Source organism: Serratia sp. D1N4 (assembly GCF_054552755.1).
Map to the genome: position 1 here is coordinate 1,429,956 of NZ_CM137274.1, position 25,657 is coordinate 1,455,612.

17 protein-coding genes are annotated in these 25,657 nt (G+C 50.2%); 11 read left to right on the plus strand and 6 right to left on the minus strand.

What is annotated here, in order from left to right; all coding sequences use genetic code 11:
* The first annotated feature begins 113 nt into the window (after nucleotides 1-113).
* The 3 genes from der (at nucleotide 114) to ACX1CU_RS06180 (ending at nucleotide 2,994) form a co-directional block, all read left to right on the plus strand.
* The gene (der, locus tag ACX1CU_RS06170) at nucleotides 114-1,604 is read left to right on the plus strand and encodes a ribosome biogenesis GTPase Der (protein ID WP_459401715.1); all 1,491 of its coding nucleotides are present in this window, start codon (nucleotides 114-116) and stop codon (nucleotides 1,602-1,604) included.
* 199 nt (nucleotides 1,605-1,803) lie between these two features.
* Nucleotides 1,804-2,760 carry an AEC family transporter gene (locus tag ACX1CU_RS06175; RefSeq protein ID WP_459401716.1) on the plus strand — a complete coding sequence of 319 codons (957 nt, stop codon included), beginning with the start codon at nucleotides 1,804-1,806 and terminating at the stop codon, nucleotides 2,758-2,760.
* A 12-nt stretch (nucleotides 2,761-2,772) separates the two neighbouring features.
* On the plus strand, nucleotides 2,773-2,994 hold the full coding sequence (locus tag ACX1CU_RS06180) for a zinc ribbon domain-containing protein (protein ID WP_459401717.1): 222 nt from the start codon (nucleotides 2,773-2,775) through the stop codon (nucleotides 2,992-2,994).
* Nucleotides 2,995-3,005: 11 nt separating this feature from the next.
* Here the strand turns inward: ACX1CU_RS06180 and ACX1CU_RS06185 are convergent, their stop codons facing one another.
* Nucleotides 3,006-4,088, minus strand: coding sequence for a LacI family DNA-binding transcriptional regulator (locus tag ACX1CU_RS06185; protein WP_459401718.1), 1,083 nt, complete (start codon nucleotides 4,086-4,088; stop codon nucleotides 3,006-3,008).
* Between the two features lie 350 nt (nucleotides 4,089-4,438).
* Here ACX1CU_RS06185 and ACX1CU_RS06190 point away from each other — a divergent pair, with 350 nt between their 5' ends.
* Together ACX1CU_RS06190 and ACX1CU_RS06195 are read left to right on the plus strand one after the other, a co-directional pair.
* The gene (locus tag ACX1CU_RS06190; RefSeq protein ID WP_459401719.1) at nucleotides 4,439-5,746 is read left to right on the plus strand and encodes an MFS transporter; all 1,308 of its coding nucleotides are present in this window, start codon (nucleotides 4,439-4,441) and stop codon (nucleotides 5,744-5,746) included.
* 11 nt (nucleotides 5,747-5,757) lie between these two features.
* Complete coding sequence (locus ACX1CU_RS06195; RefSeq protein WP_459401720.1) at nucleotides 5,758-8,124, plus strand: glycoside hydrolase family 31 protein; 2,367 nt, start codon at nucleotides 5,758-5,760, stop codon at nucleotides 8,122-8,124.
* 49 nt (nucleotides 8,125-8,173) lie between these two features.
* On the opposite strand, the gene xseA is transcribed toward ACX1CU_RS06195, so the two are convergent.
* Nucleotides 8,174-9,550, minus strand: a complete 1,377-nt coding sequence (xseA, locus tag ACX1CU_RS06200) for an exodeoxyribonuclease VII large subunit (protein WP_459401721.1) — start codon at nucleotides 9,548-9,550, stop codon at nucleotides 8,174-8,176.
* Between the two features lie 169 nt (nucleotides 9,551-9,719).
* Here xseA and guaB point away from each other — a divergent pair, with 169 nt between their 5' ends.
* The 3 genes from guaB (at nucleotide 9,720) to ACX1CU_RS06215 (ending at nucleotide 14,285) form a co-directional block, all read left to right on the plus strand.
* A complete protein-coding gene (guaB, locus tag ACX1CU_RS06205) occupies nucleotides 9,720-11,183 on the plus strand; it encodes an IMP dehydrogenase (RefSeq protein WP_459401722.1) in 1,464 nt (487 codons plus the stop codon).
* A gap of 100 nt (nucleotides 11,184-11,283) precedes the next feature.
* Entirely contained in the window at nucleotides 11,284-12,861 is a 1,578-nt protein-coding gene (gene guaA, locus ACX1CU_RS06210; RefSeq protein ID WP_459401723.1) for a glutamine-hydrolyzing GMP synthase, read from the plus strand.
* A 215-nt stretch (nucleotides 12,862-13,076) separates the two neighbouring features.
* Nucleotides 13,077-14,285, plus strand: a complete 1,209-nt coding sequence (locus ACX1CU_RS06215) for a tyrosine-type recombinase/integrase (RefSeq protein WP_459401724.1) — start codon at nucleotides 13,077-13,079, stop codon at nucleotides 14,283-14,285.
* Nucleotides 14,286-14,398: 113 nt separating this feature from the next.
* Here the strand turns inward: ACX1CU_RS06215 and ACX1CU_RS06220 are convergent, their stop codons facing one another.
* The gene (locus tag ACX1CU_RS06220; protein WP_459401725.1) at nucleotides 14,399-20,698 is read right to left on the minus strand and encodes a hypothetical protein; all 6,300 of its coding nucleotides are present in this window, start codon (nucleotides 20,696-20,698) and stop codon (nucleotides 14,399-14,401) included.
* A gap of 18 nt (nucleotides 20,699-20,716) precedes the next feature.
* Nucleotides 20,717-21,013: a HigA family addiction module antitoxin gene (locus tag ACX1CU_RS06225; RefSeq protein WP_459401726.1), complete on the minus strand. Its 297-nt coding sequence runs from the start codon at nucleotides 21,011-21,013 to the stop codon at nucleotides 20,717-20,719.
* A gap of 1,032 nt (nucleotides 21,014-22,045) precedes the next feature.
* Here ACX1CU_RS06225 and ACX1CU_RS06230 point away from each other — a divergent pair.
* From ACX1CU_RS06230 to ACX1CU_RS06240, 3 genes are all read left to right on the plus strand, one after another.
* The gene (locus tag ACX1CU_RS06230) at nucleotides 22,046-22,909 is read left to right on the plus strand and encodes a phage integrase N-terminal domain-containing protein (RefSeq protein WP_459401727.1); all 864 of its coding nucleotides are present in this window, start codon (nucleotides 22,046-22,048) and stop codon (nucleotides 22,907-22,909) included.
* Between the two features lie 145 nt (nucleotides 22,910-23,054).
* On the plus strand, nucleotides 23,055-23,351 hold the full coding sequence (locus ACX1CU_RS06235; RefSeq protein ID WP_459401728.1) for a type II toxin-antitoxin system RelE/ParE family toxin: 297 nt from the start codon (nucleotides 23,055-23,057) through the stop codon (nucleotides 23,349-23,351).
* Between the two features lie 3 nt (nucleotides 23,352-23,354).
* Nucleotides 23,355-23,645, plus strand: coding sequence for an addiction module antidote protein (locus tag ACX1CU_RS06240; RefSeq protein WP_223498199.1), 291 nt, complete (start codon nucleotides 23,355-23,357; stop codon nucleotides 23,643-23,645).
* 238 nt (nucleotides 23,646-23,883) lie between these two features.
* Here the strand turns inward: ACX1CU_RS06240 and ACX1CU_RS06245 are convergent, their stop codons facing one another.
* Nucleotides 23,884-25,143, minus strand: coding sequence for a type II toxin-antitoxin system HipA family toxin (locus tag ACX1CU_RS06245; protein WP_459401729.1), 1,260 nt, complete (start codon nucleotides 25,141-25,143; stop codon nucleotides 23,884-23,886).
* A complete protein-coding gene (locus ACX1CU_RS06250) occupies nucleotides 25,136-25,453 on the minus strand; it encodes a helix-turn-helix domain-containing protein (RefSeq protein ID WP_459401730.1) in 318 nt (105 codons plus the stop codon). Before ACX1CU_RS06250 ends, ACX1CU_RS06245 begins: the two co-directional genes overlap by 8 nt.
* Between the last annotated feature and the right edge of the window lie 204 nt (nucleotides 25,454-25,657).

The window sequence follows — 25,657 nt, forward strand, 5'->3', positions numbered from 1 at the left end:
GGGGATAACGGCTCCTGATGTTCAGGGGCCGTTTCGTGTTTTTAAAACGACGCTGTCGCTGTGTATTGCGCTGCGTGGTTACGCATTGATTATTAAGTAATGAGGCTTCAACCATGATACCTGTCGTCGCGCTGGTCGGGCGCCCGAATGTGGGTAAATCCACCTTGTTTAACCGTTTAACACAGACGCGCGATGCGCTGGTGGCGGATTTCCCCGGGCTAACGCGAGACCGTAAGTATGGTCGTGCTGAAGTTGAGGGCAACGAATTTATTATCGTCGATACCGGGGGTATTGACGGCACGGAAGACGGTGTAGAAACCCGTATGGCGGGCCAATCGCTGCTGGCGATTGAAGAAGCGGACATTGTTCTGTTTATGGTGGATGCCCGTGCCGGGTTGATGCCTGCCGATCAGGGCATTGCCCAGCATCTGCGCAGCCGTCAGAAGGCCACTTTCCTGGTAGCCAACAAAACCGACGGTATGGATCCTGATACCGCCACCGCCGATTTCTATTCGCTGGGGCTGGGCGAAGTGTATGCGATCGCCGCTTCCCACGGGCGCGGTGTCGCACAGCTGATCGAACACGTGCTGGTGCCGTTCCTGCCGGAAAAACCAGAAGAAGCAGATCTGACCGAAGAAGAGGCTAACGCCGCTTATTGGGCGGCGCAAGACGATGAAATGGCGCAAGACGGCGAAGGCGAAGAGCCGGAAGATGACTTCAACCCGCAGGACTTGCCGATCAAACTGGCGATCGTTGGCCGCCCTAACGTGGGTAAGTCAACACTGACTAACCGCATCCTCGGCGAGGAACGCGTGGTGGTGTATGACATGCCGGGCACCACCCGTGACAGCATTTATATTCCGATGGTACGTGATGAGCGCGAATATGTGCTGATTGATACCGCCGGGGTGCGTAAGCGTGGCAAAGTCACCGAGACGGTAGAGAAATTCTCGGTAATCAAGACGTTGCAGGCAATTGAAGATGCTAACGTGGTGCTGCTGGTGATCGACGCCCGTGAAGGCATTTCCGATCAGGATCTCTCGTTGCTAGGCTTTATCCTCAATAGTGGGCGCTCACTGGTGATTGCGGTCAACAAGTGGGATGGCATGAGCGAGGAAGATCGTGAGCACGTGAAAGAGATGCTCGATCTGCGCCTGGGCTTCGTCGATTTCGCCCGCGTGCACTTTATCTCTGCGCTGCACGGCAGCGGCGTTGGCAACCTGTTCGAATCGGTACTGGAAGCTTACGACTGTTCAACGCGCCGCGTGAATACCTCGATGCTCACCAAGATCATGCAGATGGCCGCCGATGACCATCAGCCGCCGTTGGTGCGTGGCCGCCGTGTGAAGCTGAAATATGCTCATGCTGGTGGTTATAACCCGCCAATCGTGGTGATCCACGGTAACCAAGTGGCCGATCTGTCGGATTCGTACAAGCGTTATCTGATGAACTATTTCCGTCGTTCACTGAACGTGATGGGTACGCCGATCCGCATTCAGTTCAAAGAAGGGGACAACCCGTTTGCTGGCAAACGCAATACCTTGACCCCGAATCAGATGCGTAAGCGTAAGCGCTTGATGAGCCATCTGAAGAAATCGAAATAACAGCAACAGGGCGTGGTATTGATACCGCGCCCTATTTTTATCTGCCTGAAAACGTTTTATTATCCCGGTATTATTGCCATCCTGCACGTCTAGTGGTAACCAATCCCTTCCCTCGGGGAGAGGGCTAGGGTGAGGGGATTAGGCATGGTATGCGTAAGTAAACGATGTTAGCCCCGACTGGCCTCTGCGAAGGAACATCATGTCCTGGGAAACCTGGAGTTTTGCATTCAACGTCACCGTCCCGAATCTGCTGATGATGCTGCTGGGTATTCTGCTGCGTCACACACGGCTGATGGACGATCGTTTTATCGACGGTGCCAGCAAGCTGGTGTTCAACCTGGCTCTGCCCTGCCTGTTGTTTTTCAGCATTGCCACCAATCATCCACAACTGCGGGATAACTTTCCGCTGGTGATTTATGGCGCGTTGGGCACTCTGGTTACCTTCTTATTGCTGGAGGTCGCGGCTAAGTGGTTGGTGAAAGAACCCCGCGAACGCGGCGTGTTTGTGCAAGGCGGCTTCCGTGCCAACACGGCGATCGTTGGCCTGGCCTATGCGATGACCGCCTATGGTGATGAAGGCGTGGCTATCGCCTCGCTGTATCTGACCGTCACGGTGATCCTGTTTAATGTGCTGTCGGTGATTACCCTGACGCGCAGCTTGCAGGGCGGAGAGGGCAAGAAGATCAAGCACCTGTCCTTGCTGCGCAGCATCGTCACCAATCCACTGATTATTGGTTTGCTGAGTGGCTTGGCCTATGCGCAAACCGGGCTGGGGATACCGCAGGTGTTCAAACAGACCGGCAGTTATATCTCCGGGCTTTCGCTGCCGTTGGCACTGCTGTGTACCGGTGCCAGCCTCGATTTACGGGCTATGTTCCGTTCTTCCAACGTCGCCGCGCTAGCGTCATCCGCTAAGCTGTTTTTGGTGCCGATGCTGATGACGTTGGGGGGATGGTTATTTGGTTTCCACGGTGCGGCGCTGGGGATTATCTTCCTGTTCTCGGCGACGCCGACGGCGTCGGGCAGTTACGTAATGACCCGCGCGATGGGCGGCAATGCCACGCTGGCTGCCAATATTATTGCCATCACCACCGTAGGCTCATTTTTTACCACCGCGTTGGGGATTTATCTCCTGCGCTCGTGGGGCGTGATTTAACCTGGAGGAAAGATGGACGCATCCTGCCCTAACTGTACTCAGCCGATGAGCTGGGTGAATGGTCACTATCACTGTGATACCTGTAACAGTGATTACCGGCAGCTTGCCGCGTGCCCCGACTGTGGGCAGCCATTGCAGGAGTTGAAAGCCTGCGGCGCGGTAGATTATCTGTGCCAACACGGCCACGGGCTGATTTCTAAAAAACGCGTCAAGTTCAGCTATCAGCCGCTTTAACAGCACCAGGCTTATACATCATACAGACGGTGATCGTGAGTGCTTACCGCCGGTGTCACCTTATTGGGGCTGAGGCGCTTAACCGAAGCCCGCACCACCAACCGCCCGCACAGCAGCATATTGCACGGTGGCGCATCCGGCCGCAGCATACGGCGCTGTAATAACCCAATGGCTTCCATCCCCAATTCATCGCGCGGTACGTGCACCGAGGTGAGTGGCACATCGTGAATTTCCGCCAGATTAAAACCGTCGGTGCTCATCACCGAAATGTCCCCTGGCACGCTAAGTTGCAATTTCTTCAGGGCGTTTACTGCTCCGACGGCCATATAGTCGCCGCCGATCAGGATGGCGCTTGGCAAGCGCGCACGATCGTCAATGCTGTTGATAAAGGTGGTGAGTGCCTGCTCGGCCTCTTGGCTGCCAAAACCGGAGGTGGTGATCAGGTGCTGACCATCATCGAAGGGAATATTATGCCGCACATAGGCTTGTCGGATGCCGGCCAGACGCAGCTCCATAGTGTTACGGCGCAGGCATTGCAGGTTGAGGATGCGGCTATGGCCTTGCTGGAACAGATAGTTGGCAGAGTGTTCACCAATTAATTGATGATCGGGTGAAACGCTGTCCAGCCGCATCTGGCGATCCGTGCAGTTTATCAGCACGCAGGGTTTATTCAGATCGGCCGCCAGCGTATGGATATGCTCATCATCAATGCCGATAATCAGCGCCGCTTCGGTTTGCGGATCGCTCATCTTTTCCATAAACAGTGCGCTGTCACTGTGGATTTCTTCCAGCCCGCAGTAACGGATCCGTACTTCATGCTGTGCCAGTGCGGCGGTGATCCCCTGAATCACCTTGTAATAGAAAATATCGGTACGCACGTCGAAGGCGCGCTGTGGCGCAAACACCATCACATTGTTCAGCATCAGCCTACCGCTGGAAAGGCCCTGCAGAATGCCGTTCTGCTGTGCACACTCCAACACCCGTTGTCGTGCGGCTTGGCTGGTATTGGCTTTCCCTGCCAACACGCGGGAAACGGTACTGATGGAAAGGCCGGTTTGGCGGGCAATTTCCTGTATTCTCAGCTTTCCGTTCATTCTGTGATCTCCTTCAAATTCGCCCGTGAGAATATTTTCACAGTATTTTCTGGCTTATCAGCGGCTTCCGGCTGCCATTATGGCGATATTTTAACTTGCTGATGAAAATTTTTGCAAAAAACGTCATTTCGATCCCTCGCTTCACTGGTTAGTCTGCTTTGGCACACCAATTTTATCGATTTATCAGGCCAATTTATTGGGCTGGATTACAAGTAAAACAAATTAAATCATAGGGTTGTCAAAACAGTGACGTGGTATTTGTGAACGTTATCACAAGAGTTCGCTGTTAACACCTTCGATAGCAAAATGTGCTCTACCAAAAAGGTGCATCGTCACCACGGAGATTCGAGATGAGCGTAGAAATCGAACAAACTGTCGCGCGTAGCAGCGCCCGTAAATTTAAATCGTTACGCTGGTGGATGCTGGCGCTATTCCTGCTGGGGGTGACGGTTAACTACATTACCCGTAACTCACTGGGGATTCTGGCACCGGAACTGAAAACCAGCCTCAATATGACCACCGAACAATATTCCTGGGTGGTGGCCTCGTTCCAGTTGGCTTATACCGTATTCCAGCCGATCTGCGGCTGGTTGATTGACGTTATCGGCCTGAAGATGGGCTTTCTGATCTGCGCCAGTATCTGGGCGGTGGTTTGTATGATGCACGCCGGGGCTGGCACTTGGCTGCAACTGGCGATCCTGCGTTTCTTTATGGGGGGAGCGGAAGCTGCCGCCACACCGGCTAACGCCAAAGCGATTTCCGACTGGTTCCCGAAAAAGGAACGGCCGATTGCCGCAGGTTGGGCGGGCGTCGGGTTTTCCATCGGTGCGATGCTGGCCCCGCCGATCATCGTCATTGCGCACGTTTCCTTTGGCTGGCAGGGGGCATTCTTGTTCTCTGGCGCATTGGCGCTGGTGTGGGTGGTCCTGTGGTGGGTGTTTTACCATTCGCCTAAAGAGCACCCGAATCTGAGCCAGAAAGAATTTGATCTGATCCACGAGGATAACGAACCGGTGCTGCCAAAGCTGCCGTTCTTCAAATCGTTGGCGATCCTGTGCAGAAACAAAAAATTCTACGGTATCGCCATCCCGGCGTTTCTGGCTGAGCCTGCCTGGGCGGTATTCAGTTTTTGGGTTCCACTTTATTTGGCTACCGAGCGCGGTATGGACCTCAAGCAGATCGCCATGTTTGCCTGGCTGCCGTTCCTGGCGGCGGATATCGGTAGCGTTGCCAGTGGCTATCTCACCACGCTGTATCGCAAATGGTTTGGTTGTTCACGGGTGAACTCGGTGGTGGCAAGTTCGGTCACCGGGGCTTTTATGATGGTATCGCTGGCGTTTGTGGCGATCACTAAAGATCCCTATATCGCCATTGCTTTGATCTCCGTTGGCGGCTTTGGTCATCAGGTGATCTCCTGCATGTTGAGCGCGCTGGTGGTGGAATCGTTCGATAAAAACCAGATGGCGACGGTTAACGGCATGCGCGGCTCCAGCGCCTGGATCGCCAGCTTCCTGTTTACGCTGCTGATCGGTGCGGTTTCCGACACCGTTGGCTTCAACCCGCTGTTCGTCGCCATGGGCTTCTTCGATTTGATCGGCGCTATGTTCCTGATTGGCCTGATCGCTGAACGCGGTAAGAAACCTTCACCTACTGTTTAAGCTGGATATCTATGAAAACGTTAAAGAATTGGACATTGGCGGGGCAATACGCCGATCACATTGAGTTGCTGGTGGATGAGCGGCACCTGTTCTGCCTTTACGTCCTGGAAAACTCGCTGTTCCGCGTGCTGATCAAACGTAATGGCGAGCTGGCGTTGAACCGCACCTGGAGTATTGCCCCGGAAGGGGATGTTCCGTGGGAAGGGCGGGATCGCCTCAGCGTGGCGGGTTTCTGTCTGCCCGGTTACCAATTGCAGCGCCATGGTGAAAGTTTGACGTTAGCCACCCCGCAACTGCGCGTGACGGTGCATCAACCGCTGTGGCTGGAGTGGGAATATTGTAATGCAGAGGGTGAATGGCAGCCGTTGGCGGCGGATCGCCCCACCAGTGCTTATCTGCTCAACGTGCACGGCGACGGGGTGGCTCATTATCAGCGCCGCTTTGCCAGCGAGTGTTACTATGGCTTAGGGGAAAAGGCTGGCGATCTGGAGCGTAGCGGCCGCCGTTTTGAGATGCGTAATCTGGATGCGATGGGTTATAACGCTGCCAGCACCGATCCGCTCTACAAACATATTCCATTTACCATCACGCGCCGTGCAGACGTCAGCTTCGGGGTGTTTTACGACAACTTGAGCAGTTGCTGGTTGGATCTCGGCAATGAGATCGACAACTACCATTTGGCTTACCGCCGCTATCAGGCCGAGGCGGGGGATCTGGATTACTACCTGTTCCTCGGCCCGAAAGTGCTGGATGTGACCAAGGCGTTTGTGCGCCTGACCGGTAAAACGCATTTCGGGCCGAAGTGGAGCCTGGGCTACAGCGGTTCCACCATGCATTACACCGATGCACCGGATGCGCAGCAGCAGTTGCAGCAGTTTATCCAACTGTGCAAGCAACACGATATTCCCTGTGATTCGTTCCAGCTCTCTTCCGGTTACACCTCGATTGGCAACAAACGTTACGTGTTCAACTGGAACTATGACAAGGTGCCGCAGCCAGAACAGCTCAGTAAAGCTTTCCACGATGCCGGGCTGAAGCTGGCGGCGAATATCAAGCCTTGCCTGTTGCAGGATCACCCGCAGTATCAGCAGGTGGCAGAGCAGGGGCTGTTTATCCGTGATTCGGAAAGCAACAGCCCGGAACGCTCGAGTTTCTGGGACGATGAAGGTTCTCACCTCGATTTCACCAACCCGGCCACGGTGCGCTGGTGGCAGCAGGGCGTTACCGAGCAACTGCTGGTCAAGGGCATCGATGCTACCTGGAATGACAACAACGAATATGAAGTCTGGGACGGCGAAGCGCGCTGCCACGGCTTTGGTCAGCAGATTGCCATCAAGCATATCCGCCCGGTGATGCCGTTGCTGATGATGCGCGCCTCGCTGGAGGCACAGCAGCGTTTTGCGCCACATTTGCGCCCTTACCTGATCTCCCGCTCCGGCTGTGCTGGCATGCAGCGCTATGTGCAAACCTGGAGCGGTGATAACCGCACCAATTGGCAGACTCTGCGTTACAACACGCGGATGGGATTGGGCATGAGCCTGTCGGGGCTGTTCAACGTCGGGCATGACGTCGGCGGTTTTTCCGGTGATAAACCGGATGCCGAGCTGTTTGTGCGCTGGGTGCAAAACGGTGTGATGCATCCACGCTTTACCATCCATTCATGGAACGACGACGCAACCGTCAATGAACCCTGGATGTATCCAGCCGCCACGTCGATGATCCGTGAGGCAATCAATCTGCGTTATCGCCTGATGCCTTACTTCTACACCTTGCTATGGCTGGCGAGTACCGATGATGAGCCGATGCTGCGGCCAACGTTCCTCGATCACGAGCATGATGAACGTACCTGGCGGGAAACCGATGATTTCCTGATTGGCCGCGATCTGCTGGTAGCTAGCGTGGTAGAGCAGGGGCAGCGTCAGCGTGAGGTTTATCTGCCAGACAACGGCGATGGCTGGTACTGCTTCTACAGCGGCCAGTGGTACAGCGGTGGCCAAACTATCGTACTGGATGCACCCTTGGAGCGCCTGCCGCTGCTGGTGCGCGCCGGTGCTGCGTTGCCATTGTCGCAGCGTTTGGGCCATGTGGACATTGCCGCAGACGATCGCCGCGAATTGCAGCTATTCCCCACCAAGGGCTGCGGGCGCTCTGCTGGGATGTTGTTTGAAGACGATGGTGAAAGCTACGGCTGGCAGCAGGATAATGCGCTGTGGTTGCTCTGGCAGGCGGTGAGTGACAATGCACGTATTGAGCTGACCATCACCACCGAGGGGCACTTTAAACCAGCCTGGCAAACGTTGGATATCACGCTGCCCGCTGGTGAAACCCGTGAGCTGTGGGTAAATGGGGTGCGTTGCAATAGCTATGCGTTGAGTTAAATGGCAATGTTTTGAGTAGGTGACTCTCTCTCCTGCGGTAGAGAGAGTACTATTCCGCCGCACGTTTCTTGCGCGGCTTCTTTGCTACGGTGATGGTTTTCACTTCGCTGTCCACCCAGCCATCTTGCAGGCGAGTTTTCAGCATTTCCCCGACGTGCGCCTGCTTGGTGGTTTTCAACAGTTCGCCATGCGGCGTTTGTGTCACGCTATAGCCGCGCGCCAAGGTAGCTAATGGGCTAACGGCTTCCAACTGGCTGCAAGCCACGCCAAAACGCTGACGATAGCCATTGAGCTGACGTTCCAGCCCTTGTTGCAAGCGGTATTCTTGCTGTTGCAGGCGCTGCTGCAAACGGTGGATTCGGCCCATTGGCTGAACTTGGCCCAAACGCTGCTGAACGCGTTCACTGCGGCGTGAGGAGAGGCGCAATTGCTGCTGCATACCCTCTTCCAGGCGGCGCTGTAGCTTGAATAACAGCGTTTGCTGCCGTGCCAGACGAAGATGTGGGTGCTGTTGTTGCAGGCGGTGATTGATGCGGGTGAACTGCTGTTGCCGCTGTGCCAGATAATAGTCCATCGCCATTTCCAGCCGTTGCTGCTGCGACTGCAACTGACGCAACAGCTCAAGCTGGTTGCGGCTGATCAGCTCGGCGGCGGCTGAAGGCGTCGGCGCGCGCAGGTCAGCGACAAAGTCGGCGATGGTAACGTCGGTTTCATGGCCGACGGCGCTGACGATCGGAATATGGCTGGCGAAGATTGCTCGCGCCACGCGTTCATCGTTAAAGCTCCACAAGTCTTCCAGCGAACCCCCGCCACGGCCGACGATCAGCACATCACACTCATCACGGCGGTTAGCGGTTTCGATGGCGCGGACGATCTGCAACGGCGCTTCTGCGCCTTGCACAGAAGTAGGATAAATCACGATCGGCAGGGAAGGATCGCGCCGTTGTAGTACTTGCAGAATATCATGCAGCGCCGCGCCGCTGGCGGAAGTGATCACACCGACGCATTTGGCAGGGCTAGGGAGCGGTTGCTTGAACTGCTGATCGAACAGCCCTTCATCTGCCAGGCGCTGTTTCAACTGTTCGAACTGCTGCTGCAACAGGCCGTCACCGGCGGGTTGCATGCTTTCGGCTATCAACTGATAGTCGCCACGCGGTTCATACAGCGTGATGCTGGCGCGTACCAACACCTGCTGGCCATTTTGCGGGCGGAAGGTGGTACGGCGGTTGCTGTTGCGGAACATCGCACAACGCACCTGCGCACGGTCATCTTTCAGCGTGAAATACCAGTGGCCGGAAGAGGGTTGGGAGAAGTTGGAGATCTCGGCAGAGAGCCAAATCTGCCCCATTTCCATTTCCAACAGCTGTCGAACCGTCTGATTCAGGCGGCTTACGGTAAAAATGGACGGTGAAGTAGGTAGCGACATGTGACCCAGATCAAATTTCAAAACAAGCACTTAATTGGTCGATACTACAGCGCCGGAACAAGTAATCAAGAGTTTTTGTGAGAAAGTGCTGGAGGCAATCGATTACGCCCTGTAGAATGCCACGGCAATATTTTATCCTTTCCGCATCCACCTTGGTGAGATATTGCCCATGCTACGTATCGCTAAAGAAGCTCTAACGTTTGACGACGTTCTCCTGGTTCCAGCCCACTCCACAGTTCTGCCTAATACCGCAGATCTTGGCACCCAACTGACCAAATCTATCCGCCTGAATATCCCTATGCTGTCCGCAGCCATGGATACCGTAACCGAATCCGGCCTGGCCATTGCGCTGGCGCAGGAAGGCGGCTTGGGCTTCATTCACAAAAATATGTCTATCGAGCGCCAGGCGGAAGAAGTCCGCCGCGTGAAAAAACATGAAAGCGGCGTGGTCACGGACCCACAAACCGTCACGCCTTGCACCACGCTGGCAGAAGTGAAAGAACTGACCGCCCGTAACGGCTTTGCCGGTTACCCGGTGGTTGCCGAAGACAACGAACTGGTGGGGATCATAACCGGTCGTGACGTGCGGTTTGTCACCGATCTGAACCAGCCAGTCACTGCGGTGATGACGCCGAAAGAGCGTTTGGTTACCGTCAAGGAAGGCGAAGCGCGTGAAGTTGTGTTGCAAAAAATGCACGAAAAGCGCGTTGAGAAAGCGCTGGTGGTGGATGATAGTTTCCACCTGATCGGCATGATCACGGTAAAAGATTTCCAGAAAGCTGAACGTAAACCTAACGCCTGTAAAGACGAACACGGTCGCCTGCGCGTTGGTGCAGCGGTAGGTGCCGGTGCCGGTAACGAAGAGCGCGTTGATGCGCTGGTGGCGGCCGGTGTTGACGTGTTGCTGATCGACTCCTCGCACGGCCATTCCGAAGGTGTATTACAGCGCATCCGTGAAACCCGTGCCAAATACCCGGATCTGCAAATCCTTGGCGGCAACGTGGCGACCGCATCTGGCGCCAAAGCCTTGATGGAAGCCGGTGTCAGTGCAGTGAAAGTAGGTATCGGCCCAGGTTCTATCTGCACCACCCGTATCGTAACCGGCGTTGGCGTACCGCAAATCACCGCGATTGCCGATGCGGTAGAAGCGCTGGAAGGCACCGGGATCCCGGTGATTGCCGACGGTGGCATCCGCTTCTCGGGTGATATCGCCAAAGCGATTGCTGCTGGTGCATCCTGCGTAATGGTGGGTTCGATGCTGGCAGGAACGGAAGAGTCTCCGGGCGAAATCGAGCTGTATCAGGGCCGTTCGTTCAAATCTTATCGTGGCATGGGCTCCTTGGGCGCGATGTCTAAAGGCTCTTCAGACCGTTACTTCCAGACCGATAACGCCGCTGATAAACTGGTGCCTGAAGGTATTGAAGGCCGCGTGGCGTACAAAGGCATGCTGAAAGCCATCGTGCACCAGCAGATGGGCGGCCTGCGCTCCTGCATGGGCTTGACCGGCTGTGGCACGATCGATGAACTGCGTACCAAGGCTGAATTTGTGCGTATCAGCAGTGCCGGTATTCAAGAAAGCCACGTGCATGACGTGACCATTACCAAAGAGTCACCAAACTACCGTATGGGCTAATGTTTTGTTCTCTCTTTAGAGAGAGGAGCGGGTGAGGGGAAATCCCTCACCCTAAATACATTTTTTTGCATTTTTTCTTTGTTGCTGGAATTTGCCTCACATGTCAAAAAATATTCATAAGCATCGCATCCTCATTCTGGACTTCGGTTCGCAATATACCCAGCTGGTTGCCCGCCGCGTGCGTGAGATCGGCGTTTACTGCGAACTGTGGGCCTGGGACGTGAGCGAAGAGCAGATCCGCGAATTCAACCCAAGCGGCATTATTCTTTCCGGTGGCCCGGAAAGCACCACCGAGCACAACAGCCCGCGTGCGCCAGAATACGTCTTCACCGCCGGTGTACCGGTGTTGGGCGTGTGCTATGGCATGCAGACCATGGCGATGCAGTTGGGTGGCCATGTTCAAGGCTCCAACGAGCGTGAGTTCGGCTATGCGCAGGTAGAAATCACCACCAAAAGCGCGCTGGTGCGCGACATTGAAGACGCCGTCAGCCCGGCGGGCAAACCGCTGCTGGATGTGTGGATGAGCCACGGTGACAAAGTGACCGCCATCCCGGCTGATTTCGTCACCGTAGCCAGCACCGATACCTGCCCGTTCGCCATTATGGCCAACGAAGAAAAACGCTTCTATGGCGTACAGTTCCACCCGGAAGTGACGCATACTCGCCAGGGCCAGCGCATGCTGGAGCGCTTCGTGTTGGACATTTGTGGCTGTGAAGCCCTGTGGACGCCAGCCACCATCATCGAAGATGCCATTGAGCGGCTGCGTGAGCAGATAGGTGAAGATCACGTGATCCTCGGCCTGTCCGGCGGCGTGGATTCTTCCGTTACCGCGATGCTGTTGCACCGCGCGATCGGCAAACGCCTGACCTGCGTGTTTGTCGACAACGGCCTGCTGCGCCTGAACGAAGCCGATCAGGTGCTGGAAATGTTCGGCGATCACTTCGGCCTGAACATTGTGCACGTTGCGGCAGAGAACCGCTTCCTGAGCGCGCTGGCGGGTGTGGATGAGCCAGAAGCCAAACGTAAAATCATCGGTCGCGTATTTGTCGAAGTGTTCGATGAAGAGGCCTGCAAGCAGAGCGAAGTGAAATGGCTGGCGCAGGGTACTATCTACCCGGACGTGATCGAATCCGCCGCTTCTGCTACCGGTAAAGCGCACGTGATTAAATCGCATCACAACGTCGGTGGCCTGCCGAAAGAGATGAAGCTGGGCTTGGTTGAGCCGCTGAAAGAGCTGTTCAAAGACGAAGTGCGCAAGATCGGTCTGGAACTGGGCCTGCCGTACGACATGCTGTATCGCCACCCGTTCCCAGGGCCAGGTTTGGGCGTGCGCGTGCTGGGCGAAGTGAAGAAAGAGTACTGCGACCTGCTGCGCCGCGCCGATGCGATCTTCATCGAAGAGCTGCACAAAGCGGACCTGTACAACAAGGTCAGCCAAGCGTTCACCGTGTTCCTGCCAGTGCGTTCAGTCGGCGTGATGGGCGATGGCCGTAAATATGATTGGGTGGTTTCACTGCGTGCGGTAGAAACCATCGACTTTATGACTGCGCACTGGGCGCACCTGCCGTATGAGTTCCTCGGCCGCGTGTCCAACCGTATCATCAACGAAGTGAACGGCATTTCCCGTGTGGTTTATGATATCAGCGGTAAGCCACCGGCGACGATTGAGTGGGAATAAGTTTTTAGCATCTTCTGAAGGCCATTAACGTCTTAAAAAGCCAGTTAAATCAATTGATTGACTGGTTTTTTTGTTTTCTGAAAACCACCTAAATCCATTGAAATCCGCTCTTTGATACCGTGATTTTTAACGGTATCACTTTTCATTATTTGTGATAAATTGGAAAAAATACCGTTTCGATTGACGGTATTTTTCACAAGTGTGAGGAGGCGAAGATGCTGACGGATAGCAAATTAAAAGTGCTGAAAGCAAAAGATCGGCTTTACAAAGTTGTCGATCGTGATGGGCTGTATGTTGCCGTGTTACCTTCTGGAACCGTGTCGTTTCGTTACGACTACAGCATAAATGGCAGACGTGAAACGCTCGCACTCGGTAGGTATGATCAGATAACGCTATCAGATGCGAGGGAAAGATTACGCGAGGCAAAGAAGCTCATCGCTCAAGGGCTATCTCCTGCGGCTGAAAAGCAACGGCAGAAAGAGCAGACAAAATCGACCTATTTCGGTGACTGGCTTGAACGCTGGTTTCAGGATGCTGACTACAAGGACAGTACGCGCAATATCGTAGAGGGCATCATCAAGCGTGATGTCAGACCAAAATTCAGCAAAAAGCTGTTGAGTGAAATCACCCCGGATATGCTGCGCAATCACTGCGAAAAGATTAAGGATAGGGGGGCTTCAGCGTCTGCCGTCAAGACACGCGATATTGTGGGCAACGTATTTACCTACGCAAAAGCCAGGGGCGTTAAATGCGAAAATCCTGCGGACCATGTGGCCCCTTCGACCATTGCAACATTCAAACCCAGAGACAGGGCCTTATCCAAAAGAGAAATTGGCCTGTTCTTTAATACGCTGAAAAATGCTCAAACGTCCCATGCGCTGAAGGTGGCGCTCAAGATAGTCATGCTGACCATGATTAGAAAGAACTCTATCGTCAACGCTACCTGGGATGAAATAGATTTTGTTACGGCAGAATGGGTAATTCCAGCCGAAAGAATGAAAGCCAGCCGCCATGGAGCAGGGCGTCCGCATGTTGTCTATCTGTCCCACCAAGCCCTGGATCTGCTTATGCAACTGCATATTTTGGCGGACGGCTCCCCGTTTGTTATGCCAAGTTTCGGGCAATCTCAGCACGGAACAATAGCGCTGAGTTCTCTAAACCGTGCGGCGAATCATGCGATTGCTTTAGCTCAAAAGCAGGGTTTGCCGCTGGCTGATTTCACTATCCATGATATGCGGCGCACAGCATCCACGCACTTGCATGAAGCGGGATACAACTCGGACTGGATTGAGAAAGCCTTGGCTCACGAACAGCGAGGGGTAAGGGCGGTGTATAACAAGGCTGAATACGCGGAGCAAAGAAAACAGCTTTTGCAGGATTGGGCCGATATGGTGGATCGGTGGGTTGAAGAGTATAAAGTGTAGAGTTGCTATGCTTATAACACTATGCTTTCAGAATTTTTTAGAGTTAACCTGAAAGCAATATACGCGAAGCAGGCACAGGATCATCTAAGCAAGACGAACTAAGGTCAAACTTTTTACCTAAGCTGATAACTTTTTCTGATGTCTCTTAGTTTTCCGTCCCCAGATAAGATGAAGGTTTTACTGTAACTTGGTATGTATCCGAGCTCGTCTTCATTTTTTTTATTTCTATAAGAGTTTTTAAAAGTCCGCTGAATATTCACTTGGATAGCAATATCTACATTCAGTGTATTGCAAATTAATTTTAAAAACTTTAGCGACACTAGTGCTAGGCGACCAGAGCTGATATATGAGTTTGAGTCATTAGGCTTATCTTCGCTCCAGTATGTATTTTTGAGGCATAGGCTATCGTTAGATGACAAGCTATAGGTTTTGTAATCGTCACAATGTTTGACTTTAATTTGTTCGGTTACAAATTTTTTTAACTTATATGGCTGTGCGGATATTATACCAACAAAAGGATCATTTGATTCAATATCGTTGTTTTCACCTTCTGTAATCAACCATTCTTTACATTGAAACTTGTTTATTTTTCCATAAGCATCTTCAGTTTTGCAAAAGTTAACCAAATGACACTCATGCATATGATTGTCGAAGTTTGCTATAGTAGACAGCAGTGACTGACTGAGATGCTTGGGTACTAAAACACATGAGAATGATACATGTTCATTTCTTTCATTCTTATAATTGTCCCAACTTCCATTAACGTTCAGCCAAGTGGGAAAATCATCACTGACAACTAAGTGATCGAGAAAGTCTGTTTCAATAATCTGCCATTGCCAATCTTTATCGCATTTATTGTTTAGCCATTTTGGCGTTTCAAGCGGCATAGGGTCTCTAAACTCAGCTAGTAGAGCATTATTTTTATTAAGAATGAGGTGTCCACTAAGCCAATCCTCCCAAAAATCAACATCATAATCTTCATCTTTAATTACAGGCATTGAACCTAACAACATTGATGCTACTTCAAGCATAAGGTGGTAAGAGATGTAGAAAGGATAGCTATCAATTTGCGGATAGCTTGAATGCGAGTGATATGTATCTCGATAGTTTCTTCTACTTTCCCAAAGTTCAGCTCTTGAGTCTACCAAATGTGACGACCCAAAGCTCATTTTCCATTGATTTAGTAATACATATTTTGCAAGGTCCTCCACTTGTGGCCCTGATACACCAAAAACACGACCTAGTGGTTCGAACCAATACCTATCAAAATCATGAGCAAACCAAACATCAGGTAGCACGCCTAACTTTCCTGTTTTATGCCAAGGAGTATCGACACGGTATCGATATTTATTTTCGTTTATAGTGGGGTGCTGAGTTGTACAAGCCCGCTGAATCTTATCAGCTAAGGTATCTTCAAAAATATCGGAGCTGTAATTTTGTAACGCTAAACATATTTGCTTAGCATAGTATTGGAAAAATATTCCTTGTTCGTTATTGATAGCTATGGTGGCAAACGAGTCCTTACTGCTAACCAACAACTCCGGAGATTTATGAACGCATCGTGTCAAAGCGACAAGCAAATATAGCTTGGCGTGCAAGTCATAAAACTCATATTTTGTTGGAATATATGATGGAGGTAGCCCTTTGATATAACAATCTAGCAGTAAATTAATCTCATTTTGGCAATTAAGATCATACAGTCTCGTTACTGCGTGTACAGCTCTCCACCGTTCCTCAGCGTGAGGCGAACCTAGATTTGCATATATATAGCAGGCGACTGCATGAGGAAGGCCGCTTGGTAATTGCTTGTGTTTATTCCAACTACCATCAGCATAATCTTCATCAAGAAAATTTTCAAGCCTTGCAAGCCCAAAATCAATTATTTCTCGTGCTTGTTCCACAGTTAACTTGTTGGCGCTGTAATGTGCAAAACTAAATAAAACTCTAGATGACTCAATATCGACTGAATTTGAAAGACCTATGTTAACGCCATCTTCAATTGCGTCATTGGTAGCTTCATTCATTAGGAACCCACCTAACACATAATGTCTTTCATATATCTCCGTAAACTTACTTGGAAATCGAGAGGCTATATGTTTTATGGCGATATTCCATTGTTTTTGGACGGAAGCTTTGTTTTTCCAGTCCTCAGATATTTGTTCAAATGCCCACCTCAAATCAAAAAAATCCAATTTTTCTGAGTGGACTATGATGTTTAAGAACGAACCTAACTTTCTAGATGTTACTTTCTGGAAGCAACCTTGCCAAAAATTATCAGTTTTTCTTGGATAACCTTGATTTTCAAAATATTGATACGCATTTGTGAAGCCATCATCGGTTAATAAATCAAATTGCCCATAAAGCATATTCCACGGATACTCTTCATCCTTGTCTTTTTTTGAGCTACTTGGTGAATAACTTGATTTGTCTTGCCTATCAGAAATAGCCAACTGTTTAAGTTCTTTTTCAGGTAAGCACTCTAATACAAATTTGTTAGCCAATTTTTTGATTTTTGCCCATTTATCACCAGTGTATCCGCGTATTCTTAAATCCCGAATATAGTGATTCAACATTTTCTGTTGATTAGCCTTTACAGGCTCATTCGCAAGACATTTTTCTAAAAATTTTTCTAGGCCATATTCCCACGAAAATGCAGATAATGACCATAGTGCGGCTGGGGGTGCCAATTCTGAATCTATTGCACTGTGTGCAAGAGGATATATTTGTCTATCATGCAAACCAACGTTTCTGTCTTTCCATCGATGTAAAATAGGAAATGCTGACTTTGCTGACAATTGGAAACAAGTTGAAACAGCATCGTTTCGATCCCAGTATTTTTCCCTTGCAACAGAGTCTCCAATCATTTCTGCACATCTCATATATCGGTGTGAAAGTTCAGGATTATCTTTCTCTATCTGTGCACTACGCTTGGCAATAGAAGTTAAGGCTTCCCAACGTATAACACCTTCTTCACCAAACTCAGTGGCTTTGCTTAGTGCTTCGTCAAAATAGGCGGCGGCATCATCTCTACCAACAGTAAGAACCGCCCTAGATAACTTAATAAAGTGTTCTGAACGTGTTTCGGGTGGTTCATCGTAGTCATAACTATTTAAACGTATGCGACAACAATCTTCAATAGACTCGCTTAGTGCGATAAATTTATCGCTTCTACAGCTAACTCTGAGAAGGTAAAAATCATCAAGAAATGATATTTTCAGTTTTTTGCCGATATAGCTTTCAAAGAACAACTCTTGCTCAGTCGAATAACCTGAATTGCAAAATAAAATATTTTGAAATTTTGCTTTGGTGCTTTCAAAAGGTACTGGTTCATACTCTCGATAAGAGTTATATCCCATTTTGGATGACAATAAATTCGCAGTTTCATGCTCTTCTTTTAAATCTATATCTAATCCAGATAGAGCTTTAGCTCTCACCATATACCAAGGTAAAAGCTTGCCAATTAGTTCCTTCGCTCTTTCCAGTTTACGCTTGTCTTCGTATGTATCATTTTTGCTTTGCCAGTTTTTTGGAATAAAGTCATCGAAAATGAGAGCAAAGTCGTTTTTTAAAATTGCTTGAAGTGACAAATAACGTAAAAAGTTCTCTCTTGCATCATCATACTGATGATCGTCAGCTACTCGATAAAGCATAGGAGCATTATAGTAATAGTTTACTCCTCTTCTGATGTTAGAAGCGGGCAAACGATGAATGGCACAAGCCTCAAAAAATGACAAATAAGCGCCATTTGAAAATCTAGTATTATGAATGTCATTACTAGGTTGATCTATCCTAGTTTTAGGTTGAATAATTCGGTTAAGGCAACGAGTTAGGCAGCTCCTTGAAGGTGTTCTTCCTACTTTCATTAGCTCTGAAGTAACAGCTATTATAAAACTTGGATCGTCTTTTCCGTAACTAGCCATTAATTCAATATTTTCGAAGTCGCCAACATCTATCAGTCTTTCAAGCAAGTCAGATGTAACTCTGTAGATACAGCTAGGTGGTGTCCATGAGAGCAGGAAATCAACACACTTTTTATAGCCATTAATCCTGTACTGAGTAAAAGCTAACTCTAAGATTTCTATATCTTCAAGCTTCCCATCGAACCTTTCTTCTTCATTCTTTGCTTCATCTCGTTTTTGGAAATAACGACGAAGCCAATGATTAGCAGACCGAAAATAATTGTATGCTTCGCCTTTCAATGAGGGAATGGTAGATAGCAACGACGCTGCGTACACAATTTCTGAACCATCCCAGTTGCCACTAAGCTCTTTTCTATGGGCTAACTCTTGTACGCGGCCTGGCGTTAAAAAAATTGCTGCCAAATCTATATTGTTAGTCAAGATACTGAGTTGTCGATCATTGCCAGCGATTTCTTCACCCGCCAGAAGTGCCAGCTTTACTGCTTCGTAGGTTTTACTAGCTTTGAGTGCTGCTTTAAAAGCGTATTGCAATCTTTGCACTTTAACCTGGTTATCATCGTATTTACTGATTGAAGGAAGATATTCATTAGATAATGCCAACTCCACAAGTTCATCTAGCTGATTTGCTTTAAGTAACAGAAGAGGAAGCGCCTCCGATACATAAGGAAATTCAGTCGCCAATGGCTTAATAGCTTGAATGAAGGTGTATATTTTTTCAGGTGTCGCAGAGTAGTTGTCTTGGAACCACTTCTCCGTTGGTTCATCCCTGAATTGAACAGTGTCATCTATTTGCCATAAAGGGTGCCCCAAGTCGGCGATAAAACTTTTTACCGAGTCCTTTGATACATCAGCTGCATTTGCCAAAACACTTATCGGAACAAATGGTGGCAATACTGCAAGTCCAGTACAAATATTGTCGATGCTATTTCTATAGTTCTTGGGGAATTTATCCTTTACTCTTTCGATTGACTGCTCTAATTGCTTTTCAATCAAGTCCTCAATGGTAACTGTTTTAGTACCGAAAGATAGCAGTAGTTTGCTTAACGACGATGTTTTTAGTGACAGTGAACTAGACTGCACTCGAGGATTTCCACCTGTTAAACGATTGAACTCTATTGCCTGATCTTGGGTTGCAGTTAGAAACTTAGTTTTTAAGTTCGCCAGCGTTTCTTCATTTGAAAATGTAGACAGCTGTAATCGATTAATTGTGCTAGGTGGATCAAGAAGAGCTAATCTCTCAGGTCTACAAGTAAATACTAATCTACAATTATCAGGCACCATCTCTTTCAGGAGGCAGTTTACGAAACAAGTCGCTCCTTGCTCTTCGGCTGCCATTTCAGCATTATCTGCCGCATCAAATATTATGACTAAAAGAGCAGTCTCATCTTGTGATTTAAGTGTATTACAAGCTTCGCTAATTCTGCTTAAAAATATTTTTGTCCAGTATTCATCCGGTTCATTTCTTGAAGGTATAACCTGGTCACACATCCCCTCTTTAGCTAAAGTGTTTATAATTTGAGTGTAGGCGTGTTTAGCCTCATGACGTTTAGCACTGATTCTTCGGTAACTACCGTTACCAAAACAGTCGTATGCAACAACTACGGATGTTTCGGTAAACTCCGTGGTAATATTGTTACTTAGTATCGATTTTCCGACACCACCGCTTGCAGTGATTACGGTATGAGTTGTTGCCGCTCTTATTGATTTGGCAATGCTGGTTTGTTGTTCTCTTGGAATATAGTTTTTGATCGGCTCAAATAATGGTGGAGCTGGGAAAAAGTCATCCATATTTATAGCATCGAATGCTTCCAACATGTCCTCTCGTTTGATCACCTTAGACTTGCCAGGCTCAATTTTTTCCCAAACCTTAGCTACTAGCAGTTTTTCCCTATCGTGAATATTTCTTGAAACAGTTAACTTGTACAGTTCTTTATGGATATCAAACTTTTGCTCGTCGTAATTGCCTTCTGAGTCGTCTAGGTTTAGGCATTGGCAGAACTGTTTAAGTTTAACACCTTTGAGTTTTGTATAATTTTCTATGGTACTTATGAAGCCTTTGGGGGCAGCTTCGCCGTCTGCTAATTTTTTAACGTTTTTTTTAAAATAATTTGAAATTAAGCGATTCGTTAGAACCGTTATTTTGATACTGGTAAATTTACCTTCAGACTTCTCTAAAGCCATAAAACGCTTTGCAAAGCCTTCTATGGTTTCCTTTAATTTGGACAACGTGAAAGGTTCGCTTACTCTCACAGTAGAGTGCTTTAACTGAAAATACTCTACAGACCTTTCTCCGCCTTCAGACTCGCGGTATTCCGCCAAATCTACAACACATTCACCAGCTAGCTTGGATTCCTTCGAGCCTTCAATAGTTATTTGGGTTAAGTCGGTATTGAAATCTAAAAGTTTTAGACAGCGTTTTACAGCCCACCTATAGTGGAAAATATCACCCGCTCTAGAGAAGTGAATCAAGTCAGAGTTTTTGTGAATTTCCATGCTTTCTTATTACTTCCTTCAACTAATCAATCTGGTAAATGATAGTCGCTTGATGAGTGGATGGACACGCTGTTTTGCCTGCCACAGATCATACGCAACCTGTTCCGCCAGATACTGACGTGCTCGACCCAGGCCAGCCAGTTCCAGGCGATAGGCCAGATCTGCACTGATAGTCGCCCGACCATTTAGCACTGCGGACAAATTACTGCGGGAGTAGCCCAGATGCTCCGCCAGTGCGGTAATGCTCAATCCAATCTCAGGCAACACATCCAGGCGTAGTGCCTCGCCTGGATGAGGGGGATTGAGCATAGGCATACAGACCTCCAGCGATGAACAAAACAGATGAAAAAGACATAAAACCGTAAGGTATCACCTCGCGATATGCTGTTCAATCCGCGAGCAACCCTTAAGTCTGGCAGATAGATCACTACCGCGCTGCGCTTGGTGCCTCCCCAGGAAGACAACGGCAACCGTTGTCTTCCTGGGGAGGTCTGATGATGTCGCGGCACGATGTAGCATCAATGGCGCTTTGATGTGGCGCTTAAAGTACGGGGGTGTGGAAGTCGGGTCAAGGGCAGGGGTGAAGCCGCAGCTCGAAGAGACCGGGTGAGCACCCTGGCGAAGCGGACCCTTGACGCGACTGGAACGCCTGACGCTGGCGGCAATGCCGGGGGATGGGGTGTTTAACCATCCTCCGGCGATTGCCTCGCGGCGAGCGGAGTTTTGGGGGGTTAACACAGAGCCATTTGCCGCAAAGGGGCTGTCACTGCCCCGCAGTGACAGCCCCCACCACCCGCGCAAGAATATGGGTTAGAGCCGTATCCTATTGTTTATTGTTTGCGTGATGATGCCCTGGCAGACTGGCCGTGCAATAGCCTTTCCGGTGGGCTTCATTCACCGGCACTGACGCAGGGCAGTTAGCGTCAGGTCGGCAAAAAATTGTCGATACTGCCTTCCTATGCGCCCGGCTCATCATGCGCGTAACCCCTTACCCATAGGGGGAGCCTGATTATTCTAGCCTGTTTTTCTCTCCGCACCCCAAGTGCTTTATCCCTCACCGGCAATGGTTCAGTGCGCAATGCCTGACTCCATTCGTCTTCCTTTTCTATCCCTTTTCTCACACACAGGAGGTTCTCCACAGCGCCGTGCGCTCAATTTTTCATGCAGCAACCCCGCTCGATCTCCCCGCAGGGAGTACGGCGGACGCCTCAATGCAGGCAGCAGGTGACTAAGCACCTGGCCCCAGCCCTTCGGGGATCTCGCTTTGGCGAGTTGGCAATAACACTTACCGATTAAAACTTAGTTTCGACCCTACACGCACACACACGAGAGCCGCAGGAGGCCTTGATGGATGATTTAACTTACACACTGCGCCAGCTTTGCCAGCGCAACCGGGACGGCAGTCATGCGACCCAAGCTGACCGGCTGCGATCGCTGACGTTGATCAGCCGCCAGTTACGCGACGCTGGTTTCCGCCAAATGCGGGCAACTTCGCTCAAGGGCAAACATATTGATGTCTTGCTGCAACGCTGGCAGGCCGAAGGCTTATCGGCGGGTACGCTCAAAAACCGTCTGGCGCATTTGCGCTGGTGGGCTGAGAAAGTGGGTAAGTCCGGGATTATTCCGGCGGACAATACCCGGCTCGGTATTCCTGAACGGCGCTTTGTCACCCAGGAGAGCAAAGCGCAGGTGTTGGGGGATGCCCTGGACAGGGTGAATGATCCCTATGTGCGCATGTGTTTGGCTCTGCAACAGGCTTTCGGGCTGCGTCGTGAAGAAGCAATCAAGTTTCGTCCTGGCTATGCAGACCAGGGTGATTTCATTTTGCTGAAAGGCTCCTGGACGAAGGGGGGCCGTGAACGGGTCGTACCCCTCACAACACCTCAACAACGGGCTGTACTCGATGAAGCGCACCAGTTGGCCGGGGCAGGTTCGTTGATCCCTGCGCATAAAACTTACATCCAGCAGCGCCATACCTATGACGGGCAGTGCAAGGCGGCAGGATTGAGCCATATGCACGGGTTACGGCACCGCTATGCACAACAGCGGTATGAAGCCTTGACCGGCTGGCAGTCACCTGCTGCCGGAGGACCGAGCGCCAAGGTATTAACCCCTGAACAGCGCGTTCAGGATCGGGCTGCACGTCAGGTCATCAGTCGTGAATTAGGCCATGAGCGTTTAGCGATTACGGCTGTTTATCTGGGACGATAACTTATCCCTGGCATCGTGGATCTTGGGGGATTTAGTTTCAATCCAGGCAAATGAACGCTCCTCGACCCAGCGTTGAGGCATCACTTTAAACTCCCCAAATACAATTTTTTTGATATTTTGTAATCGTTCGATTACAATAAATGACATGTATACGATCAAAACCACTCACAAATTCACCGAATGGTTGTCCAGCATCAAGGACGGTATGACCAAGCGTCGCCTTGCGCGACGCATCGAAAAGGCCCAGTTCGGGAACCTTGGTGACTGTAAGCCTGTCGGTGAAGGAGTATGGGAAATGCGTGAACACTTTGGTGCTGGATGGCGTATGTACTACATCCAGCGCGGAACCGTATTGATTGTGATGCTGGGCGGTGGGGATAAATCCACGCAGTCGAAAGACATCGCTGAAGCCATTGCCCTTGCTGCAACCCTTAAGGACTGAACCATGAAAATTTCCAACCTGCCCGAATTCGATGTTACGGAATACCTGGACAGCCCCGAGGCACTTGCCGAATACCTGACCGTGGTAATGGAAGAAAATGACCCTGCTGCACTGGCCCAGGCCCTCGGTACGATTGCCCGTGCCCGTGGCATGAGCGACATTGCCAGCGCATCCGGGATTTCCCGTGAAGCGCTCTACAAAGCATTGCGCCCTGATGCTCATCCGCGATTTGACACCATTAACCGTGTCTGTGCTGCTCTTGGGGTTAAGCTGGTTGCCCAGGCAACTCGCTGAACTTCATTGAGTAGAGGTAAAATCGGGAAAGAATCGTTATCGCGAAGTAGGCTTTTTCCGTCACGGTAGATTTGACGGTGTTAATATTTTCTAATGGTATAAATCTATTATAAATCAACGCATTAAATACTCTTTCAACTATCGAGTGGAATGAGTTAACGTCTGGCACAACTACGTAAAAAAAACCGTTTAAGTCCGCGTAATTGCGGGCTTTTTTGTTTCTGCAACCGGTGTAACCCTAGCGCAGCAGAGCAAGGTTTTGGTCAATGCGGCCCTGGATCATGTACAGAGTGTCTCGGGTGATGACCTGTGGAAGCAGGCTATCGGCGATCCTGGCAAACTGGCCTGCAACATTGCAAATGCTGTCAATGATGCGGTTTGCGGCCTCCGCTGAGACCTCGGCCTCTTCAGCAAGTTGGAGCATCGCTGCGCGATCGATCGCCAGTGCCTCACCCATCACGTCCATCTGGTGATACCCACCAGGCCCCTCGCAGAAGGTCACGTCGTAAGCCGGTGCCAGTTTCCAATCGCCAGTTGGCGACATCAGGTAGGCGAAGTTCTTGGGGTGATCGTCCCGGTTGTTGAACGCGACATTGAACACGGCACGTTCGAAGGCGAATGCTTTCTCTCGCACATCGTTGGTACACATCTGGGTTGCACGTAAGAAGTTAACGTAGTGCAAAACACCCGAAACCTGGTAGTCGGCACCGGTAAAAGCGGCGAGACTTTGCATGGGTACGCGCAGACCGTTTTGGCGGTCAAAGCGTTTGCTGGCGAACGCTGCCATTCCTTTGGGCAGACTGAAATGCTGTGTGTCCGGGGTTTGGATACCGCACATACGCAAACACTCGGCATAGACCATTTCGATAGCGCACACCTCTGCATGCTCTCCCTTGGCGGGGAACTTGACCAGCCACGCTTCGAAGCCCTGTGTGACGGCGGTTGTAAATTTTCCGGTTTGAGGATCGCGATAGATTAGCGCCTTCGGTCTGGCACCCTGAGGCGAACCCCCCACCTGTAGCAAACTCTGTAGGAATGCCCCATCGTTACCATTGAGCACTTCCTGCACTTCAGTGGCAAGCAGGTTGAGTGACATATGCTCTTGCGACTCCAGCCCTTCAGGCACTACAGGTTCGAACGACAGGGCACCCATAGCATTGCTGCCAATGTAAGTCAGTCGTTCCAAAGGGCCAATGCGTGCAGTGGTGAGCCCACGGCGTCTGAACAATCGGTCCATTAACAGCATGCCCCAACCGTCAGGTAACGAGTCATAAACAGGCCCAGGCAGGCCCAACTGGTGGGGTGGGAAGCCCCGGCGCAACTGCATCCCTTCCAGTGGAAGGGTATAGGACGATAGCTCCAAACCTCTCTGTCTGGCCTCATTGCTGTACTCAAACATAATCTGTGGTCTGCCGGTGAGGGCGGTCGTAGACATCAATGTGCCCCAGAGCCACCATTCCCCCCAACCTTCGTAGTACACATTCACTTGCTCAAGCATTGCTGGGCCTCTTTTTAATACGGTGACGATGGGCGCTGTTTTCGTAGCGGCGAATATCTTCGAGGCTCTCCAACTTAGGTAGGAACAGACCTTCGAGTTCCTTGGTTCGGCCTAGAACCATCGCCACGCGGACCACGTTCTCGAACCCAACATTGCGTCCTGCCTCCAGGTTAGACACGGTATTGGTGCCGATGCCAGCACGACCAGCCACATCCGCTTGAGTCATCTGCTGCGCCAACCGTTCTGTGCGCAGGCGTTCGCATAGTCGCTTGACGATCTCACCCGGTTTGCTGAAGCTTAAATCCAACATATTGTGGAACCTTATCAAATTAGGCTAGTTAATACCCAAAACTATAGAGTTAACTAGAAATCCGATCAAGCGACATAATTCTCTTAATTCATGTTTTAAGCTCAAAAAAATAATTTAAACCACAATTTATAGGATTTAACTTTATTCAGTACTGGGGTTGCACCTGAATATTGGCACCTTCTCTTAAAACAGGTTGTTAGCTAT